We start from the raw sequence: 20,010 nt of genomic DNA, 5'->3' as shown, positions 1-20,010 counted from the left end.
AGCCTCCTGAAGTGCGTGCTCGAAAGAATGCGGAGCATTGGACTGCAGAACTGTACCTTCGGCATATCTCGATCTACCTGACAGCTGTCTTGGTCCGAACACGGATTACCGCTAATGGGGTGACCGGGCTAATGATCCTTTCTGGGTGGTGCATGTCGCTGGCATTGTTGATCCCTGGTATCTGGGGTCCGTTGCTGGCTGTCGTGTTCTCACAGGTGCAGCTGTACTTCGACTGCTCGGACGGTGAAGTTGCACGCTGGCGTGCTTCACAATCGCCGCGCGGGATCTTTATCGACATGGTCGGACATCACACGACCGAAGCACTGATTCCAATCGCCTTGGGCTACCGCGTGTTTACCGAGCTATCAGGTGATCCTGTTAGCGCTGGCCAAGCATGGCCAACGTTGTTCATGGCCGCGTGTCTGTCAGTTCTTTTGGTACTAAACCGTTCCCAGTCCTTGATGGTCCACGCAGCACGTGGGATGGCTGGTCTGGGCAAGCTGCCAGATACCGCCGCTGCTCGTGCCGTACCGACAACCACGCTGATCGGCCGGCTACGCTCCCTGGCACGATTCTTGCCGTTCCATAAACTTTTGCACGCTGTTGAGCTCAGCCTAATTATTCTGTTTTGTTCTATCATTTCGGTAGCGTTGGGTGTACCTGGCGTTGCTGAAAAGTGGATAATCTGGATCTTGCTGCCGGCCTGCGTACTGGTCAATGCAGGCCATTTTCTTTCCAATATGGCTTCATCGAGGCTTAGGGCATAGATATGGAATTATCAAACACGTCACATGGACAGGAATCCGCGTTGCAGCCCACCGGCCAGCCATCGATTGGTGTTGTTGTTCTCACCATGGGCAATCGTCCTGCTGAACTGCGACGCGCACTGGATTCTCTCCTTGCCCAAGAACGAGTTTCAATTGACGCCGTCGTGGTAGGAAATGGTTGGGATCCCTCAGGAATTCCAGAATCGATCAAAACTCTCCATTTGCCGGAAAACCAAGGTATCCCCGCTGGACGAAACGCCGGTGTCAATCATGTCTCTGGAGAGTACCTGTGTTTCCTAGACGACGATTCATGGTTCTTGGACAATGACTTTCTGATTACCGCAGTTAACAGGTTCGAAAAACACCCAAAGATGGGACTGCTGCAGCCTCGAATCACAGACCCGGAACATGAGGATCAGAACCCGACAAGATGGATTCCTCGTCTCAACAAGAGAACGGCCATTGACCCGAGTAAGGTCTTTCACGTTGGCGAAACCTGTTTAGTGACTAAACGAAAATTATTCGACGAGACTGGTGGCTGGGCCGGCGGATTTTGGTACGCGCACGAAGGGATCGAACTTGCCTGGCGTGTTTGGGACACTGGTACTTACGTGTGGTATGCGGGCGATATGAGGATCGGGCATCCGGTAATCGACCCGCGTCGGCATGACGAATTTTACCGGCTTAACGCACGTAACCGAGTTTGGCTGGCACGGAGAAACCTTCCCGTCCCGTTTGCATGGATTTATCCTATTTCATGGATGCTCGTCGAATGTCTGAGGTTACGCAAAAACAAAAGCGGCGTGAAACAATACCTCTCAGGGTGGAAAGCAGGCTGGAAGGGTAGCCCGTGGTACTTGGAACCACGGCCGAAACTTTCCTGGCGAACCATCATTCGAATGACTTTGGCCGGGCGCCCGCCTGTTCTTTAACCAGAAGCGGTCCTAACCGCTTAAATGATCACTATGCACGTTAAACGTGACTTGGAGGTAAACATGACGAAAACTGTTTTGACGTACGGAACTTTCGACCTTTTCCACATCGGGCACCTCAATATCCTCAAGCGCCTTAGCGAAAAGGGCGACCGCCTTATCGTTGGTGTGTCGACAGATGAATTCAACGCTATTAAGGGCAAGAAGCCGGTTGTTCCGTTCGAACAGCGACGAGAAATCGTTGAGTCTATCAAATATGTCGACCTCGCCATCCCGGAGGAAAACTGGGAACAGAAACGACTTGATATCAAGAAGTACGATGTGAAAGTCTTCGGAATCGGTGAAGACTGGAAGGGCAAGTTCGACGATCTTGGCGACGAAGTCGAAGTCGTATACCTACCGCGCACTGCCGGAATCTCGACTACCGAGATGAAGCGAGTTCTTAGCGAATTCGATGAACGGCATGTTGAATCATTGAAGAACACCCTTGATACTTTGAGTCAGATTGTCAAAGAATTAAGTTAATCCCTGAAGTCCGTAGAACTAATCATATTAGATCCGAGAGTCTTTCAATTTCTGGCAGTTGCCTTGGAATATTCTTCTACACGGTGAGTCACCACTTTGGGGTGATGAAACAGATATAGCATCAATAGTTGATGCAATGGTTTTGCAAGATTTTGAGAAATTGACCCATATTGAGGGAGCGCACATGATAACAGGATGGCGTGGTAAGATCGGGCGTATGTTACCCGACGATTTATATCGTCATTTGTTAAATAACTCCCTCAAAAATTCGAACTCAGAACAACGCACAATTTCAGAAATTAGATTTTATAACGAAAATTTAACGACCCACGTAGCGAATAATCTAAAAATAGATTTTACCAAAGATCGCAATTCTACAGGTAACTGTATTCAAATAAGCGACTGGCAGCGTTTGCGTAAAGATTTCGAACAAAAAGGTCTAGTAATTTCAAAGTTATCTGGCCAACATGGCTATGCTGCCGTAGAATCGTGGAGTGTTCGCGATCGATTTGACAATGGCGATATGATGGCCAAGATGGATCTGCGGGGGCTTGGTGCGATCTGGCACGTCTATGCAAGCAATATTTCCGCAATATGGGATGCCCAAGATTTTGTCGGTAAAGTCGATGCGGTCTATACATGGGTCGATTCTTCCGATCAGTCGTGGCAAGAAGATTATCAGAGATCATTGCAAAATCAAGATTATCCTTACCGCGAAAGCGTTGCGGGACTCGGGCGCTTCAAATCACGCGACGAACTTTTGTTTTCTCTTCGATCACTGGAACTGAATATGCCTTGGATCAACCATGTGTATTTAGTTACAGCGGGGCAAGCACCCCAATGGTTAGCCAAGGATCATCCGAAGCTCACCCTTGTATCCCATGAAGAAATATTTGAAAACCCAAGTGATTCACTTCCCACATTCAACTCTCACGCAATTGAGGCGAATTTATCCAATATACCTGGGCTAAGAGAGCATTTTATATACGTCAATGACGATGTGTTCTTCGGCAAGATGTTGCATCCGAATGCATTCTATGGACCTGTCGGACAAACGAAATTTTCACTGTCAAATCGGCATTTCGCACTTGAAAACGATGTGGATCTTCCCGTTAACCAGGCAGCACGAAATAATAGGAATATCCTAATACGTGATTTTGATCGAACGGTATCGCGGAAATTCAAACATGTAGCGCATCCGCAACGTAAAACGGTCCATGAGTACTTGAAAGACAATTACCCGGAAGAGATCAAAAGGATCTCAAGGCAAAAATTCCGAGGGGAACTGGACCTTTCAATTCCTTCTTCTCTTGCTCATCACATCGCTGCACGCCTCGGTTTGGGATACTCCGCTGATATTGATTATCAATACCTCGAGATTGGATCAGACGAATTTTATCTAGACGCTTGGAGATTTATGCGGCTCAAGCGGCCTTCAGTCTTCTGCATTAATGAAGTGTTGTCTACGAGCAATTCGAGTCAACGAGACATTATCGTTCGAAGAATGTTGGAAAGTATTTTTCCACTAAAGTCGTCTTATGAATTTTGATCATGGCAATATTCAGGGATTCTAATTGCATCTATTCGCAAGTGTATGCTTTTTTGAACAAACCTGCGTGCGAAATTGCTTTGCGATAAGATTTCAAATAGTCGAAAGTTCTCTAGAGTTTAATCATTTATAAGTCTTGGTGAATTAGTGGCAGTGGAGAAACTATTTATAATTAAGTATAAATACAACTGTTCCTTGAATGTGAGTGTTTATTCTAGGGTCTAGATGTAGTTTTTGATTTGTGATCTAACGTTCCAACTATGTTCGCATCCGATTTTAGCAATTTGATCTTTACTATCGAAGAATAAAGCAAGCGTGTGTTGTGGATCTCGATTTTATTCAAGATCGTCGGAATCGAATAGAATGTAAGGTGGTGCTACGCGTCGAAAGGTTGCCCAACTCCGCTAGATGATATAGACGGTTAGAAGTTGAGTGATGCGGCTCCGAAAAGATATTAGACGGATTAGGAATTATAGCTAGATGACACGGCAAGCTCCAACAATCGTTCGATTCTCCCTTTCAGAGTCCGGGCTCTTGAGCGTTCTTATTGAATCTTCGAAGAGCGGTTTTTCCAACAGCCCTCTCAAGGTTCAACTCCAGGAATGTGGTTCAAAGTTGAACGCAAGTCCCATGGAGTTCGTTCGAGATGTACAAGGCCTGCAGCACTTTCAAGCAACTTTGAAGCCTCAAAGAAGGTTTGCCGTTTTCTGCATATCACCTTCTGGTCGACGATACCGCTTGGAAATCCCGGGTGGCTCTGGAACCGTTCAATATCCTGCTCTGCCCGCAGTATCCGGTCGGGTTCTTAAATTTCTTGGGCTGGCGTCTCGCTATTTTTTCTTCAATCCAAGCAACCGGCTTGACGATCCAAAGATCATTACCAACCACGATTCTGTCCAACTGTGGTTCCCTAATGCCCAGAAGCTCACGATACGCCCGCGCAAATCTGGGATTGTAGTTAATTCGGGAACAACTGTCGATGGAGATGGCAATGTTTTTTCACTTACTGAACTCAGTGACGCTCTTCATAGTCTTCGAGATGGAGAATCGTTGTGGGACTTCTATATTCGAGGCGATTCAGACAGCCGAGTGACTTTTTGGGGTCAAAAGAATATTAACCCAAGAAAATCATTTAAATATCCGTGGTTCTGGGTAGGGGACGATCGCTTCTCTTCGAAAGCTCGGATCTACTGGACTATAGACGGTCATTTGGCATTGAAAGTAATTAAGAAAGGTCTTCGCTAGGCATGAAAATTTCATTCTTGTTGACGACCGGTGATTCTAAAGCTGGAACAGAACATGCAATCCAGTCGCAGATCCGGTCCCTTGTTTCACGTGGACACGAAATCTCAGTTTTTAGTCTGTACAGAACGGACGGCTCACTTAGTGAAGCGATTGGCGACGTCGCTAGGGTCACTTACTGGCTCGGTGAAAATGCGCATGATCTATCGGGGAACTTTGATGTGTTGGCTTCCCGAGAATTGAACCAATTGCCAGCAATGCTCATTCGAAGAGAATGGGACGATCAATTCAGCCAGCTCACCGAACTTGTAGCACGAGAGGAGCTCGGTAAAATCAGGGCTGACGTTGTGGTAACCACGACGCCAGCTCTGGCCATGCTTGGATCGCTTTTCTTGCCGGGAAACACTGTACTAGTCGCTCAAGAGCATCGTGCGAGTATGCAGCGCGGCAAAGGAATCGAGCCACTTCAAGCTGTTGCACATGATTTGGACGCTATCGTTTCACTGAATCAAGAGAACAAAGAATGGATTGATGAGAATTTTCAAGCGCAAGGCTTCGTGAGTGAAATAGTCCCTAATTCCCTCGATGATATTTTTAGGCCTCAGTCGACGTTGGACAACAAGACTGTTATTGCTGCGGGCCGCTTTGCACCGGGGAAGCAGTTTAATCATCTGATCAGAGCATTTGCAATTTTTCATGCGGATCATCCGGACTGGAAGCTACGTCTATATGGCAACGGTCCGCAGGAATTGGCCTTGCGTGAGCTGGTTGGCGAATTGAACCTGCAGGATGCTGTTGCGTTCACAACCGACCTTGGCGATTTGACCATGGAATGGCAAAACGCGAGTATTCATGCGATGACGTCGCGTGCAGAGGGTCAACCACTTGTGATTTTAGAATCAGCGGCGGCGGGTGTCCCGACTGTCGCCTACGATTGCCCAATCGGCCCCAGGAACATTGTTACCCACGGAGTTGACGGATTGCTAGTTCCGCTCAATGATGTTCAACTTTTTGCAGAATCTTTGGCAACCCTTGCGGACAACTCTGCTCTGCGCAATGGCATGGGGAAACGGGCAATATTAACTGCTAGTCGGTATACTCCGGATCTCGTTGTTGACCGTTGGATTCAACTGTACTCAGATTTGTTGGAACGCCGTGCGGGTACTGAATCTCGATCAGAAACCAATCGACGACATATGCGAATAACCGCTACCGCAGAAGATCCAAACCTATATGACGCAGACAAAACTAAAAATTTCTTTGAAAAAGATTCACCGGTCCCTTTTGAAGTTTCAATAGTTGAGCCTGATGATCTTTCTGTCGGAGCCGTGCAGACTAAGAATTTTGATGATGCAGTCAGGTTCCTCGAGAGCGGTCAGATTGCGCATGTTAATGTCCCTGCCTACGGCTATTTCCGACGCTCGATAGCCATCAGGAGCGATGACCGTGAGCAGCTACTCCTTACGCTATTGAAAGAGTCGCTGGAGAGTTTATGTGTCAAGCCACTTCGGGGTAATAGTGTCATCTCTTCTTCAGACTGGCATCCTGGCATCGAACAATTATCGGCCATGCAGGCTGAGACAGCCGATGTATTTAGACTGTTCACTCCGGAATCAGACCCTCTGCGTCGGTTTACTTGGGGATCAGCATTTGGCGTTGACATTGAAATCTGGAGTTATGATGAGGAACGTAGCGGCTGGGTTCCACCTCGTCACAACCCTGGCGTGGATCTGCTTCTTGACCATGATTTCGATTCGAATTCTCAACTGTTCTATTCTCCACTATGGGATCAGATAGATTTCCCAATTGATGTGGTTTATACATGGGTTGATGACTCTGATCCCGACTGGCGTTCCCAGAAAGAGGCGCATAGTCCAGCCAGCGATGATGGCGGAGATCTCGCGGCTGGCGCGATGCGGTTTCGCAATCGTGATGAACTGAAGTATTCGGTTCGAAGTGTGCGTACGTTCATGCCGTGGGTCCGGAACATCTACGTTGTTACTGCGGATCAGCGGCCGGCTTGGCTCTCCCAAGAGTCGGAAATTCAGGTAATTTCACACAGAGAAATTTTCCCTGATCCGAGTGTACTTCCGGTGTTCAATTCCCATGCAATCGAATCATGCTTACATCGCATTCCTGGGCTCGCCGAGCATTTCTTGTACTTTAACGATGACACCATGCTCTTGCGTATGCAGGTGCCCGCAAATTACTTCCACGCGAACGGCATAGCGAAGTTCTTCCTGTCACCTGTCAAGGTAGACCTCCGACCTCAGCAAGATGTCGAACCGCATATGTGGGCTGCTCAGAATAACCGCCGTGTCCTGCAAGAACGATTTGGCAAGGTGATTACCCGGGCGATGCTGCACACGCCACACCCGCATCGTAGGTCGACACTTCAGAGAATCGAAACCGACTATAGCGAAATATTTAAGTCCGTACGGGCAGCAAAGTTCAGAAGTGAAACAGACATCTCCTTATTGTCATCATTCGCGCAGTATTTCGGCTACTTTACTGGGACTTATGAACCAGGATCAGTTCGTTATGCATACTGCTCTTTAGGTGATGATTTCTTGCGCCCACGTCTAAGCAATCTCGTCGCAACAGATCGATTTGACATGATTACATTCGGCGAGGCCGAAAATGCCAATTTTAGTTCGGCCGAGGTAGACGAAATGCTTGATCAATTCTTCCGTGCTAGGTTCCCTTACCCGACTATCGACGAAGTTTAGATTAAGAACAGTCAGTCATTCTTTTTTTGATCGGATAAAGTATATGGAATTGAGCAAGTTAGCAACCAAGTTTAAACACAGTGCCGTCGCCTCGCTTTCTCGAAATGTTCGTAGGCGGACGGAAAGTATTATGGTTTCCGTAGCGTCAGTAAAGCAAAATTTGACAGCAGAAGATGCTGAGGGAAGAATTTTGTTCAGTGCTCCGGTGGGGCCTCGGATTGCGGAAATTGATTGCAATCTAAATCTTGATTCACTAAAGAAATCAAACCTATTGATAATCAAGACGAAGTTGCAAGAGCTTAACCTCTCGCATTGGATATTCGAACGAGGGGACTCGGGTATACCAATTGTCAATATTCCCTCACGCGATTATAGGAAAGCGCTGGAGAGCATTGCTGGGGATCCGTCTTTCACCTCGTGGTATTTTCGTGCACTCCTACCTAACGGTAGGGCGATTTCCAAGGAAGAATTTGTCGCGGCCCTTGCAAACCGGTCTGACGTCGTGGGCGTCAGGTTATATCGATATGTGGCTTCTGGCGAGAAATCCCATTTTTTCGGCAATGCCCTGCAGGGGGTAGATATTATCCGCTGGGGTTCAGATGCTAAGACAGACCGGTTGATCAGTGAAGTTTGGAACCCGCGTGCTACTGAGCTCCCTGACCCGGTCTCGAATGCTGTTTCTTGGGCGGAGCACATGGGAGCAGCCAATTCTGCTCTAGGCTATGATGTCGATTTCCCAATTGATGCAGTGATTACTTGGGTTGATGGCGATGATGTTGAGTGGAAGAAACGCAAGAGTGCGGCCCTTGGTAACTCCGACGATGATTTGGTCAAAAATGCAGTTGATGTTTCGCGCTTTGAATCCTTAGATGAGCTTCGGTACTGTTTGAGATCTATTGAGCAGTATGCACCTTGGATTCGAAAAATCTACATTGTCACGGATAGGCAGCGCCCAAATTGGCTAAATAGTAGTGTGGATTCAAAAGTCCAAATTGTTGACCACTCGGAGATTTGGAAAGATTCCACCGAGCTTCCGGTATTCAACTCTCATGCCATTGAGGCGAACCTTCACCGGATCAAGGAATTGTCTGAGCATTTCCTCTATTTCAACGATGACATGATACTCACCTCACCGCTCAGTCCTGAACGGTTTTTCCATGCTAACGGAATCTCTAAGGTCTTCTATTCGAGGGCTCTGGTGGATTTTTCGCCGATTTCTGATGAAGACAATGTTTCGACGGTGGCGGCGAAGAATGCACGTCAAATCCTTTCTCGGGATGGATTCCCTACATACAATCGGAAATTTTTCCATACTCCATACGCTCTTCGAGTCAGCGTCATGAATGAGATGGAGGAGCGCTATCCTGAAGTTTTTGCTGCCACGAGCCGTGCCAAATTTCGGTCACTTTCCGACGCGGCGTTAGCCGGATCGTTCTATTTCAACTTCGCCCTTAGTACCGGTCGTGCTGTTCCAGGCAGGATCAGGTACGACTACATTGATCCAGCAGATTCGATTGCTGTTTCACGGCTTAGGCGAATCACGAGGCGAAGGGATGTTGAAGTAGTGGTTATCAACGATGGGTCGCAGGAAGTATCTGAGGAGAAGCGAAACGAAATTCGGCGCCTTGTTCCTCGTTTGCTTCATGACTTGTTGCCGGTGCCTTCATCATTCGAAATGTAGGACGCAGTAAAGCAGCTTTGCTTGGGGTGCTGCAGATTTGGGAACTATGTCTCGTGTGCGCTAAGATTAAATGTCGGACTATGTTCTATAGGAGTCATCATCAGCGATAAGCGTTCTGATCGATCGTCACATGGCGAAGTCGATCGCAACTCGCCATTGGTTGTATCAGCCAAGGAGCTTGGCCGTTCGCCAGGCTCGATGAAAACTCTTAGCGAGCAGGTTCCGGCACCCACAGATGTGGGAAATGCACTCATCGGCATTCGTGGAGGATCTGAGCTTGACTTAGATCTTCGCCTTGAAGCCGTACATGAGGGAATCCTGGTATCGGGTACCGCTACCGCACAAATTGCGGGGGAATGTGGACGATGCCTGGAGCCCATCGAGTACGATTTCGAGGCTGACATTCAAGAGCTCTTCTACTATGAAGGCAGCGAAGAATTCGAAGCCGATGATGAAGTGGATCAGTACTGGGTCGTTGGTGATTTGATTGACATCGACCCGGTGGTGCGGAGCGCAATTGGAACCGCACTGCCATTCCAGCCGGTTTGCCGGGAGGATTGCTTGGGTCTCTGCAGCGAATGCGGAGTGAATCTCAATGATGAACCCGAGCACCATCATGAGGTACTGGACCCGCGTTGGGCAGCGCTTGCGCAGCTGTCCGACATTGCCGCAGATAACGCGGCACCCGATAATACGTCAGACAAGAGAGAAGAGAAGTAGTCGTGGCTGTTCCAAAGCGGAAGATGTCCCGTGCGAATACTCGTGCACGCCGTTCTCAGTGGAAGGCTACTGCGCCTAACCTGGTGAAGACCGTTGAAAACGGTCGCGTAACCTACAGCCTGCCTCACCAGGCAAAGGTTGTCACCGACTCGGCCGGTACCGAACTGTTCCTTGAGTACAAGGGTCGCAAGGTCGCAGACGTCTAAGACATGTCTTCAAAAGAAGAACTAATGAAGCGTCTCGGAATCGACATTGATTCCGAGACGTTTCGTCTTGCCCTGACTCATCGTTCGTATTCGTACGAAAACGGTGGAATACCAACCAATGAGCGCGTCGAATTCCTAGGCGACTCCATCCTTGGTTTTTCGGTCGCCGAGTACCTCTACCAGAAGTACCCGGATCTTCCCGAAGGCGACTTGGCCAAGCGCCGTGCAGCAATCGTCAGTACCCGTGCATTGGCTATCATCGCCCGAGACCTGGGAGTTGGTGAACACATCCTCCTGGGGCGCGGTGAAGCGCAATCCAACGGTGCCAATAAGGCTTCCATCCTTGCAGACACCATGGAAGCGTTGATCGGCGCCACGTACTTGGTTCAGGGAATGGATGCCGCCCGTGGACTAGTCCTGCGGTTCGTGACGCCCTTGCTGGAAGACATTCGCCTGCTTGGAGCTGCCACTGACTGGAAGACTGTCATCCAGGAAGAAGTAGCCGCAAAGAAGCTTGGCGACATGCATTATCAGGTGACCGGTTCCGGCCCTGATCATGCACGTACCTATGAAGCAACCCTTGTGATCTCGGACGAGTTCTACGGCAGCGGCCATGGCCCGTCGAAGAAGGAAGCGGAGCAGGAAGCTGCCCGTAACTCATGGCTCATGCTGCACCCAGGCGAACAAATTCCTCGGAGCTAGGGGCGGTTTTCAATGCCGGAATTACCTGAAGTTGAAGTAGTCCGCGTAGGGCTGGACAAGTGGGTCCGGGGCCGCCGAATTGAATCGGTGCAAGTCCTGGACCCGCGTTCGGTCCGCCGGCACGGAGACGGCCCGCTAGACTTCGAACAATCCCTGACAGGCTGCACGGTGAAATCCGTTGCCCGCCGCGGAAAATTCCTATGGATGGAGCTTGACGGCCTTTCCGTGCCCACGGCTTTAATCGCCCATCTCGGGATGAGCGGCCAACTTCTGGTTGAAGAACCTGCCGCTCCCGACGAAAAGCACCTCAAGGTACGGCTGACCCTCGGCGACATTCCCGGTGTTCCAGCCGAGTTGCGCTTCGTCGATCAGAGGATTTTCGGCGGCATGTTCTTATCCCCGCTCGTGGCAACCTCCGACGGCGGCCCTGGCGGTGCGGGCAGCGGGAGCGAATTTATTCCACAGGCCGCCGCTCATATTGCGCGCGACGTGCTGGACCCGGCTCGAACCGCTGAGGATCTCTATGCCGCACTGCGCAAAAAGACGACTCAACTCAAGCGGGCGATCCTTGACCAAGAAATTATTTCAGGCGTTGGAAACATCTATGCCGACGAAGCGCTTTGGGCCGCCGGGTTATCTGGCCTGCGAAACACTGCCACCATCCGCCGCTTCGAGGTGACGCTGCTGAATGAGGCACTTATTGACGTAATGACTCGGGCGCTGGAAGCCGGCGGGACGAGCTTCGATTCGCTCTATGTTAACGTCAATGGCGCGAGCGGCTACTTCTCACGATCGCTGAACGCCTATGGGCGAGAAGGCGAGCAATGCCTGCGGTGCCTCGACCAAGGGCGCCCGTCCCTGATCCGCCGCGATCCATTCATGGGGCGTTCTTCCTATAGCTGCCCGGTATGCCAGCCTCGGCCGCGGCGGATCCCCAAGTAGGTTCTAGGCGGAGTAAGCCTTGAGCACGCGTTCGTTGTAACCGGCCCAGGTTTCAGCCGCCCACGGTCCGAAATTGCGGTCTGTGAGGGTCACGCAAGCCAGACGATCCACGGGATCCACCCACAGGAACGTCCCTGACTGGCCGAAATGCCCAAAGGTCTTGGCGGGGTGCGAAGCTCCGGTCCAGTGCGGATTCTTTGTCGAGCGAATTTCGAATCCCAGACCCCAGTCATTCGGGTTCTGTCTCCCGTATCCGGGCAGAATTCCAGCCAAGCCCTCGAAATGCACCCGGGTGGCGTCGGCCATCGTTTGCGGTGAAACAAGCGTCGGCGTGAGGAGTTCTGCTGCGAACCTTGCAAGATCCGCAGCGGTCGACCAACCATCTTTCGCACAGCTTCCAGCGATCTTGGTCGAGTTCATTCTGAGAGGCGCGAAGACCGCTTCCTGCGCGTAGTCGGCACAGCTGATTTCTGTTTCCCGCTCCAGATGTTCGGCCAATTTTTCGAATCCGCAATTGGAGTATCCGCGTTTGGCACCAACCTCGAAGCGGATGACTTCCGAATCGAAGTCGTACCCTGCGGTGTGAGCAAGTAGATGGTGAACCGTCGATCCTTCAGGCCCTGCGGGGTCCTCAAGACCGATGGCTCCTTCCTCCAGGGCAATCAGGAACGCATAGGTGCTGAGCAACTTGGTTACCGAAGCCAACGCATAGGGCCTGTCCGTGTCGCCATGCTGACCTGCGATTGCTCCCTGCCCATCGACGACAACTGACACTGCGTTGTCGACCGGCCAGTCCTCGATCTCTGATAAGACGTCCACGAAATGATCTACCCCTCGTTTTTGATGTGCGCAAAGGCGAGCAGAAACCGGTTTTCGCCGAGTCGTTTCGATAGAATCATTTCGGAGAACATGGTCTGCGCGCCCATGCTAACACTATCGATACCGGGCCAAACTGAGGAATTTCACGCTGTGCATCTGAAGACTCTTACCGTTCGCGGATTCAAGTCTTTTGCTTCGGCGACCACTTTCGAGTTTGAACCGGGCGTCACGGCTGTTGTCGGGCCCAATGGTTCGGGCAAATCGAATGTTGTCGATGCCCTGTCCTGGGTCATGGGGGAGCAGGGGGCCAAAACGCTGCGCGGCGGAAAGATGGAAGATGTCATCTTCGCCGGAACTTCGGGGCGCCCTCCGCTGGGACGCGCGCACGTCTCACTGACCATCGACAATGCCGATGGCCAGCTGCCCATCGACTACGCCGAAGTCACGATTTCACGAACCCTTTTCCGGGCCGGTGGCTCCGAATATGCAATCAATGGAAATTCGTGCAGATTGCTGGACATCCAAGAACTGCTGTCCGACTCGGGGCTGGGCCGTGAAATGCATGTCATCGTCGGACAAGGCCAGCTGGACAGAATTCTCCATGCCACGGCCGAAGACCGACGCGGCTTCATCGAGGAAGCCGCTGGGGTGCTCAAGCACCGCAGGCGCAAGGAAAAGACACTGCGCAAGCTGCAGGCAATGCAAGGCAATTTGGACCGGCTGGAGGACCTGAACTCCGAAGTCCGCCGCCAGCTGGCCCCCTTGGGCCGCCAGGCAAAGATTGCCCGCCGAGCGCAGACGGTGCAATTGGACGTACGTGATGCAAGGGCACGCCTGCTGGCCGATGATCTTGTGTCGCTGAACAACAAGCTGGCCCAGGACATCAACGACGAATCAAAGATCCAGGCGCAGCAACAGGACGTCACCTCGCGTCTGGAACGCGTCCGCCGTCAGGTGGCAGAGCTTTCCGAACGTGCTGAGATTCTCACCCCAAGGCTCGAAAAGATGCAAGGAACCTGGGTCGCGCTTACCACGCAAGCTGAGCGTTTTCGCTCGCTCACCGCGTTGGCACGTGAACGGGGGAAACTGCTCGAAAGTAATCAGACACATTTTGATTCCAGCCGTGATCCAGAACGTTTGGAAGCTCAAGCCGAGCGTCTGAACGAGGAACTCGAAGAACTCATAGAAGCTGTCGAAGATCGCCACGAAATTCTCGCCGAAGCCATCGAAGCCAAGGAACACGCCGAAGAACAATCGCGGGTAGAACAGCAGCGCATGGCTGCCATGCTGCGCGCAGCGGCGGATCGCCGCGAGGGGATGTCCCGCCTTGCATCGCAGGTGGCGTCGGCACGCAGCCGCGTTGACGTGACACGCGCGGAAATTTCCCGTCTGCAAGACACCGTCCAATCATTCGATGCCGATCTTGCTGCTGATGCGCGCTCACACGAAACGGTGAACGCTGAACTGGAAGAACGGCTCCTTGGCGAGCGCCAGCTCAACGACGTCTTCGAAAATGCCGAAGCAGCCTTCACCCGCCTGTCAGAACAGCAGGGCCGGGATACCCAGCGAGAACGCGAATTGTCGGTCCGGATTTCCGGTCTTCGTGCGCGATGGGAGGCCTTGAAACTCAACGCAAAACCAGATGACCAATCCGCACATTTGCTCGAACGTTCGACGGACGTCCTCGCCGGCCGGCTCGGAGAGCTGCTGGCGGTCAACGAGGGCTATGAACAAGCTGTAGCCGCCATCCTGCGCGACACGGCGGAGCACCTGGTCGCTGAAAGCGCAGCTGACGCAATTGCCTTGATCCGGCAAGTGTCGCAAGAAGAGTCCGCCAGTGCCTCCTTCGTCCATGCCGATGTCCCGAAGGTGTCCACCCCTGATCTTGGTGAGCTTGCCATTACGGCGCGGGACATCGTGAGTTCAACCGAGAAGTTCTCAAATCTCTTGGACAACATCTTTGCCGATCACTATGTTGTCCCCGATCTCGGATCCGTCGAGCAGATTCTCGCGGCGCATCCGGAAGCCAAGATCACCACGCTTGACGGCGTATCTTTTGCAGGGCTCCACAGCTCCATTGGAGACTCGGCTGGAGCATCGTTGATCGCCCAGCAGGCCTTGGTCGAGCAAACGTCAGCTGAGCTAACCCAAGCGCAGGAGGAGCACAAACAGCTGGAAGCCGAAGTGGCGCAGCGCGCTCCGGTGCTGTCCGACGCGCAGCAGGCAAGGGACGAAGCGTTGAGCCAGCTGGCTGAATCAGACGCTGCAATCGACGAGTTGTCCAATTACCTGGCCCGACTGGGGCACAAGCTCCGTTCGGCGCAATCCGAGAAGGAGTCCTTGGAATCAAGGCTGGACACGGCCGTTGAAAAACTTGAAATCGAACAAGAATCCTACGAGGAAATCAGCGAGCGCATGGAGATGGCTTCGACGGATTCGGAGGACGAGCCTGTCGACGATGCCGCCCGCGCTGCCTTGGCGGATGCCGCGGCGGCCGCCAGGCAGCAGGAACTTGAAGCCAGGCTCGCGCTCAGGAGCAGCGAAGAGCGAGTTAACGCGTTGCGCTCCCGAGTCGACGGCTTGCGCCGCACTGCGGCTGCCGAGCGTACCCATCGGGAGGTGGCACTGCAGCGCGCCGCCGAACGTAAAGCCCAAGCAGCGAAGGCCCAGCGCGTGGAACGCGCGTCCGAACGAGTGCTTCGATTCATTGAGTTGTCGTTGACAATGGCCGGCCAGGAACGTGATGAACTCTCGGTCAAGAAATCTGAACTTGAAGAGCTATTGGGCAGCAACCGAACCGAGGCTGAACAGCTTTCCGCTGAACTCGGCCGACTGGCCGATGCCGTGCATCGCGACGAAATACTGCGCGCCGAGCTGCGCATCAAAATCGAGAACCTTGAAACGAAATCTCTTGAAGAGCTGGGGTATACACCGGATCACTTGATCGCGAATTTCGGCCCGGATCAACTGATCCCCGAAGCTGCCGACCCTGATGACAAGTGGGCCGAACTTCGTGTCAACGTTGACGAGGACGGCAATGCCGTGGGCACGAAACCTTTCGACCGCGTGGAACAGGAAAAACGCCTCAAGAAGGCCGAACGCGATCTTGCGGCGCTGGGCAAGGTCAACCCATTGGCTCTGGAAGAATTCGCGGCCCTTGAGGAGCGGCACAAATTCCTGGCCGGCCAGCTTGAGGACCTGAAGAAGTCGCGAGGGGACTTGCAACAGATCATCAAGGACGTGGATTCCCACGTGGAGCGTGTCTTCACCGAGGCCTACAACGACACCGCGGTGCAGTTCAAGCGCATCTTCGACCGGTTATTCCCCGGGGGAGAAGGGCAGCTGGTCCTCACCGATCCGGAGAACATGCTCACTACCGGCATCGAGGTTGAGGCGCGCCCGGCTGGCAAGAAGATCAAGCGGCTGTCGCTGCTATCCGGCGGTGAACGATCACTAACCGCGGTGGCACTGCTGGTGGCCATCTTCAAGGCACGTCCTTCGCCTTTCTATGTCATGGACGAGGTGGAAGCCGCGCTCGATGACGTAAATCTGGGACGACTCATCACGATCTTCGAAGAGCTTCGGGAATCATCGCAGCTGATCGTGATCACCCACCAGAAGAAGACAATGGAAGTCGCGGATGCCCTGTACGGCGTGACCATGCGCGGAGACGGTGTCTCTACTGTGATTAGCCAGAAAATGGAGCGTCGGAGTTCCGACGCGTGACCATATATTCCCAGGTTCGGTGAGGTACTGAAAGCAGTATTGGCGCCGGGAATTGGAGCTCGGTTCAAAGTAATATTTGCCGGAGGGTGAGAATTCAGGGCTGTCGATCGTCGGTAGGAACTGGTTTCGTAGTCTGTGGCACCAGCAACCAAGCAATAACGCCGACCAAGCCCACTACGGCCGAGACGCTGAATGCCAGCTGGTAGCTCCAGAAGTCCGCCATGGCACCGGCAATCAGCGGCCCAATGATGGAACCCAGATCCTGGCACATTTGGAACCCAGCCAGGGCCTTTCCGCCGTTGCGGCCCGAGCCGATGACGTCTGCAACGGAAGCCTGCTGGGCTGGGCCCAAGGTTCCTGCGCCGAAGCCGGCGATCACCGAACAAATCACGAACCCGGCAAGCGACGTGAAGAAGCCCATCGCGCCGATGCTCACAATCAGTACGCTCATGCCAATCAGGACAGGGATTTTCCGCCCGATACGGTCGGTGAGCTTTCCGGAGAAGAGCAGCGCGCAACCGTTGCCCACGGCGAAGATGGCCAATGAAATTCCCGCGACTGACTGCCCCTGGGCTTGGCCGAAGACCGCAAGCGCGAACAACGGGATCATGCTGTTGCGGACACCGAAAGCCAGCCACCCATAGCTGAACCCGGAAAACAGTGCAGCCCGGTAGGTGGGAGATCCCATGGCCTGTCGCATGGTGACAACTTCGATTGCAGTCGCCGCACTCGCCGGATTTTTGGCCCGTTCGTCAAGATCCCGCCGACGGCCCAACGCCATGTAAACCACCATCGCGGCAATTACCAAGGCGATACCGTAAATCACGAAAGGAAGGCGCATCCCCAGCGGGGCCAAGACAGTGCCCAAAACCGGACCGGCCACATTGCCCAGCAGGAACGATCCCGCATACAAGCCGGAAATTCTGCCTCGGGACTCTTCGGGAGACAACCTGGCAATCAGCGCCATTGCGGAAATGGTGAACATCGTGGAGCCGAATCCGCCCAATCCACGGGCCAGCAGGAGCTGAGTGTAGTCCTGCACTGCTGCGCAGAGCAGTGTCGAGACTGCGACGAGCAGCACGCCGGTGACGTAGATGCGAGGCTCGCCCAGCTTGCCCACGAGCACGCCCGCCACCGGGGCGAAGATCAACCGGGTGAAGGCAAAGATGCTGACAATCACGGTCGCCGCGGCTGCACCTACATCGAAACTCACCGCATACTGGGGGAGAATCGGTGCGATCAAGCCGAATCCCAGAGCAATGATGAACGCCGCAACCAGCAGCACCCGAATTTCGGCCGGAATTGGAGGGCGAGCAGGAGCCTTCTGGGTAAATGCCATAATCATCGCCGCGACGTCAGGACGCTGCCTGCGGCGGTCAGCCTTTCTGTCAAGAACTAGTGGTCTGAGGACCACATGCCATTCTATGTCTTTCCCAGCAAAGTTGCCGGTAGACGGTTTGATCACTGAAGCCGAGAAAACGCCGAAGATATGAGACGATTTAGAACGTGACCGATTCGCTATTACTTACCATCATCATTGTCGCGGTCGTTGTAGTGGTGGGCATTGTTGCCACCGCCTTCGTAGCCAAGGGCCGCAAGCCTAAGACTCCCTACACAACAGAGCGTGACGCTGACGACGTTCCCAGCGCCACCGTTGCTGGAGGCGAAACTGACACCTTCGAAGGCTCAGCCGCCACCACGGATGCAACCGAAGCGCCTGTTTCAGTCGTTGAGCCCGAGATCCCAAGTGCTCCCGCACTGGATGTTCCTGAACCAGTCCAAGGGCGCCTAGCCCGACTGCGCGCACGCCTGACCAAGTCCAACAACATGTTCTCCAAGGGCCTGCTGGTTCTGCTCAGCCAGGACTCCATCGACGAGGACGTCTGGGACGAGATCGAGGAAACCCTGCTGCTTGCAGACCTCGGCACCGAGCCGACTCTGGAACTTGTCGACGCGTTGCGCGAACGGGTGAAGGTAGAAGGCAGCCGCGACCCGCAGCGGGTCAAGGCCATGCTCCGCGAAGAACTCCTCAAGTTGGTTGATCCAAGCCTCGACCGTTCCTACCTCCCCGAGCCGCATCCTGACCGTCCGAGCATCATCATGGTGGTTGGAGTCAACGGGGTCGGCAAGACCACGACCATCGGCAAGATGGCCCGCGTACTGGTCGCAGAGGACAAGGACGTGCTCCTTGGCGCAGCGGATACTTTCCGTGCCGCAGCTGCCGAGCAGCTTGCCACCTGGGGCGACCGAGTCGGCGTGCCGACGGTTCGGTCGGACATCGATGGAGCAGATCCTGCGTCTGTTGCGTTCGAAGCTGTGTCTGCTGGCATCGAGCAGGAAGTCGATATCGTCATGATCGATACTGCCGGTCGACTGCAGAACAAGGTCGGACTGATGGACGAGCTTGGCAAGATCAAGCGTGTCGTTGAAAAGAAGGCAACGGTTGACGAAGTGCTGCTGGTGCTGGATGCAACCACCGGCCAAAACGGCCTCGCCCAGGCCAAGGTGTTCTCAGAGGTTGTCAACGTCTCCGGCATCGTGCTGACCAAGCTGGACGGCACCGCCAAGGGCGGCATCGTAGTCGCGATTCAGCGACAGCTCGGTGTCCCGGTGAAGCTCGTCGGATTGGGTGAAGGCCCTGATGATCTGGCTCCGTTCGACCCCGAAGCGTTCGTCGACGCTCTGTTGGAAGGCTGAAAATTGCCTTACATCAGGAGACCTTCACACTTGCTTTCTGCGGAATGTGCTTAATCACTGCCCGTTTAGGCAAGAAAGTTCAGTAGTTCAAGCCCGTGGCGCATTGCGCCCGGGCTTGAATGCTGAAACAGACTTGTTTCCCGGAATCCAGAATCTCCATGGGAACTGTGGACCGCCGGCAATACCCGCGACGCCGACGCGGGGCCCGGAAGCAATGGCCGCAGGAACCCGAGTTCGCGTTTCCACGGTGAACGGCGCAGCGAGAAGATCCAGTCCATCATGCTGCGGGCGGTTGATGCCCAGCGCCGCGGCAAGATTTCCCGGACCGCGCGCCAGATCGCGGTCCAAGAGCGTGGCCGGGTCGGTTCCAGGTGGACGTTTGCGCAGCCTGCGTTCCCTGGCGAGCTCGCGTCCGTCGATGATCTCCCCGGAGCGGATCAGCACCCCGGAGGCGATGCCGGCAGGCGAACACACCAAATTCAGCGCGAAGTGCATTCCGTAACTGAAATAGACGTAGGCATGCCCCGGCCCCAGGAACATCGAGGCGTTGCGCTGCGTCTTGCGGTCCTTGGAATGGCTCCCCGGGTCATAGCACCCGCCGCTTCCCAATCCCATGTAGGCCTCGACTTCGGTGATGCGCAGGCGAACGGTGCCTTCAGGGCTGCTTAAACCGAGTACTGCTCCGAGGAGCCGCGGTGCGACCTCAAGCGCGTCCGCGGCGAAGAACTCACGATCCATGTCTCCAGTATTGCAGTGCGAACTTATTTTGTCGG

At 53.5% G+C, this 20,010-nt stretch carries 16 protein-coding genes; 13 read left to right on the top strand and 3 right to left on the bottom strand.

The genetic code is table 11. The annotated features are described in order from the left end of the window. The first annotated feature begins 11 nt into the window (after positions 1-11). The 11 genes from IEY43_RS06715 (at position 12) to mutM (ending at position 11,995) form a co-directional block, all read left to right on the top strand. Entirely contained in the window at positions 12-767 is a 756-nt protein-coding gene (locus IEY43_RS06715; protein WP_308425046.1) for a CDP-alcohol phosphatidyltransferase family protein, read from the top strand. Positions 768-769: 2 nt separating this feature from the next. Beyond that, on the top strand, positions 770-1,699 hold the full coding sequence (locus tag IEY43_RS06710; protein ID WP_188947840.1) for a glycosyltransferase family 2 protein: 930 nt from the start codon (positions 770-772) through the stop codon (positions 1,697-1,699). A gap of 63 nt (positions 1,700-1,762) precedes the next feature. After that, the gene (locus IEY43_RS06705) at positions 1,763-2,224 is read left to right on the top strand and encodes an FAD synthase family protein (RefSeq protein ID WP_188947839.1); all 462 of its coding nucleotides are present in this window, start codon (positions 1,763-1,765) and stop codon (positions 2,222-2,224) included. A gap of 136 nt (positions 2,225-2,360) precedes the next feature. Continuing rightward, positions 2,361-3,773: a stealth family protein gene (locus IEY43_RS06700; RefSeq protein ID WP_188947838.1), complete on the top strand. Its 1,413-nt coding sequence runs from the start codon at positions 2,361-2,363 to the stop codon at positions 3,771-3,773. A gap of 630 nt (positions 3,774-4,403) precedes the next feature. Continuing rightward, positions 4,404-5,018: a hypothetical protein gene (locus tag IEY43_RS06695; protein ID WP_188947837.1), complete on the top strand. Its 615-nt coding sequence runs from the start codon at positions 4,404-4,406 to the stop codon at positions 5,016-5,018. 2 nt (positions 5,019-5,020) lie between these two features. Next, on the top strand, positions 5,021-7,744 hold the full coding sequence (locus IEY43_RS06690) for a stealth family protein (RefSeq protein WP_188947836.1): 2,724 nt from the start codon (positions 5,021-5,023) through the stop codon (positions 7,742-7,744). Between the two features lie 43 nt (positions 7,745-7,787). Beyond that, positions 7,788-9,425 carry a stealth family protein gene (locus IEY43_RS06685; RefSeq protein WP_188947835.1) on the top strand — a complete coding sequence of 546 codons (1,638 nt, stop codon included), beginning with the start codon at positions 7,788-7,790 and terminating at the stop codon, positions 9,423-9,425. Between the two features lie 198 nt (positions 9,426-9,623). Next, positions 9,624-10,145 carry a YceD family protein gene (locus IEY43_RS06680; protein ID WP_188947834.1) on the top strand — a complete coding sequence of 174 codons (522 nt, stop codon included), beginning with the start codon at positions 9,624-9,626 and terminating at the stop codon, positions 10,143-10,145. Positions 10,146-10,147: 2 nt separating this feature from the next. Beyond that, entirely contained in the window at positions 10,148-10,351 is a 204-nt protein-coding gene (gene rpmF / locus IEY43_RS06675; protein WP_013348816.1) for a 50S ribosomal protein L32, read from the top strand. 3 nt (positions 10,352-10,354) lie between these two features. After that, positions 10,355-11,053: a ribonuclease III gene (rnc, locus tag IEY43_RS06670; protein ID WP_188947833.1), complete on the top strand. Its 699-nt coding sequence runs from the start codon at positions 10,355-10,357 to the stop codon at positions 11,051-11,053. Between the two features lie 12 nt (positions 11,054-11,065). Further along, positions 11,066-11,995: a bifunctional DNA-formamidopyrimidine glycosylase/DNA-(apurinic or apyrimidinic site) lyase gene (mutM, locus tag IEY43_RS06665; RefSeq protein ID WP_188947832.1), complete on the top strand. Its 930-nt coding sequence runs from the start codon at positions 11,066-11,068 to the stop codon at positions 11,993-11,995. A gap of 3 nt (positions 11,996-11,998) precedes the next feature. Here mutM and IEY43_RS06660 read toward each other — a convergent pair whose 3' ends face one another. After that, positions 11,999-12,814, bottom strand: a complete 816-nt coding sequence (locus tag IEY43_RS06660) for a serine hydrolase domain-containing protein (protein WP_188947831.1) — start codon at positions 12,812-12,814, stop codon at positions 11,999-12,001. A 150-nt stretch (positions 12,815-12,964) separates the two neighbouring features. Here IEY43_RS06660 and smc point away from each other — a divergent pair, with 150 nt between their 5' ends. Beyond that, the gene (gene smc / locus IEY43_RS06655; protein ID WP_188947830.1) at positions 12,965-16,540 is read left to right on the top strand and encodes a chromosome segregation protein SMC; all 3,576 of its coding nucleotides are present in this window, start codon (positions 12,965-12,967) and stop codon (positions 16,538-16,540) included. 94 nt (positions 16,541-16,634) lie between these two features. Here smc and IEY43_RS06650 read toward each other — a convergent pair whose 3' ends face one another. Next, positions 16,635-18,005 carry an MFS transporter gene (locus tag IEY43_RS06650; protein WP_308425044.1) on the bottom strand — a complete coding sequence of 457 codons (1,371 nt, stop codon included), beginning with the start codon at positions 18,003-18,005 and terminating at the stop codon, positions 16,635-16,637. A 41-nt stretch (positions 18,006-18,046) separates the two neighbouring features. Between IEY43_RS06650 and ftsY the strand changes: the two genes are divergently transcribed. Continuing rightward, on the top strand, positions 18,047-19,237 hold the full coding sequence (gene ftsY / locus IEY43_RS06645; RefSeq protein WP_188947829.1) for a signal recognition particle-docking protein FtsY: 1,191 nt from the start codon (positions 18,047-18,049) through the stop codon (positions 19,235-19,237). A gap of 87 nt (positions 19,238-19,324) precedes the next feature. Here ftsY and IEY43_RS06640 read toward each other — a convergent pair whose 3' ends face one another. Next, the gene (locus tag IEY43_RS06640) at positions 19,325-19,975 is read right to left on the bottom strand and encodes a DNA-3-methyladenine glycosylase (protein WP_188947828.1); all 651 of its coding nucleotides are present in this window, start codon (positions 19,973-19,975) and stop codon (positions 19,325-19,327) included. Positions 19,976-20,010: the final 35 nt, after the last annotated feature.

The organism is Glutamicibacter protophormiae, from assembly GCF_014647495.1.
GTDB classification, from domain to species: domain Bacteria; phylum Actinomycetota; class Actinomycetes; order Actinomycetales; family Micrococcaceae; genus Glutamicibacter; species Glutamicibacter protophormiae.
The sequence above is the reverse complement of the archived record's forward strand: the minus strand, read 5'-3'. Positions and strand labels throughout refer to the sequence as shown.

Coding starts and splice junctions, on each gene's coding strand:
- rnc (WP_188947833.1), top strand. CDS start 10,355: ATGTCTTCAAAAGAAGAACTAATGAAGCGTCTCGGAATCGACATTGAT.
- IEY43_RS06705 (WP_188947839.1), top strand. CDS start 1,763: ATGACGAAAACTGTTTTGACGTACGGAACTTTCGACCTTTTCCACATC.
- IEY43_RS06640 (WP_188947828.1), bottom strand. CDS start 19,975: ATGGATCGTGAGTTCTTCGCCGCGGACGCGCTTGAGGTCGCACCGCGG.
- IEY43_RS06700 (WP_188947838.1), top strand. CDS start 2,361: ATGGTTTTGCAAGATTTTGAGAAATTGACCCATATTGAGGGAGCGCAC.
- mutM (WP_188947832.1), top strand. CDS start 11,066: ATGCCGGAATTACCTGAAGTTGAAGTAGTCCGCGTAGGGCTGGACAAG.
- IEY43_RS06680 (WP_188947834.1), top strand. CDS start 9,624: ATGAAAACTCTTAGCGAGCAGGTTCCGGCACCCACAGATGTGGGAAAT.
- IEY43_RS06710 (WP_188947840.1), top strand. CDS start 770: ATGGAATTATCAAACACGTCACATGGACAGGAATCCGCGTTGCAGCCC.
- IEY43_RS06690 (WP_188947836.1), top strand. CDS start 5,021: ATGAAAATTTCATTCTTGTTGACGACCGGTGATTCTAAAGCTGGAACA.
- IEY43_RS06695 (WP_188947837.1), top strand. CDS start 4,404: ATGGAGTTCGTTCGAGATGTACAAGGCCTGCAGCACTTTCAAGCAACT.
- IEY43_RS06685 (WP_188947835.1), top strand. CDS start 7,788: ATGGAATTGAGCAAGTTAGCAACCAAGTTTAAACACAGTGCCGTCGCC.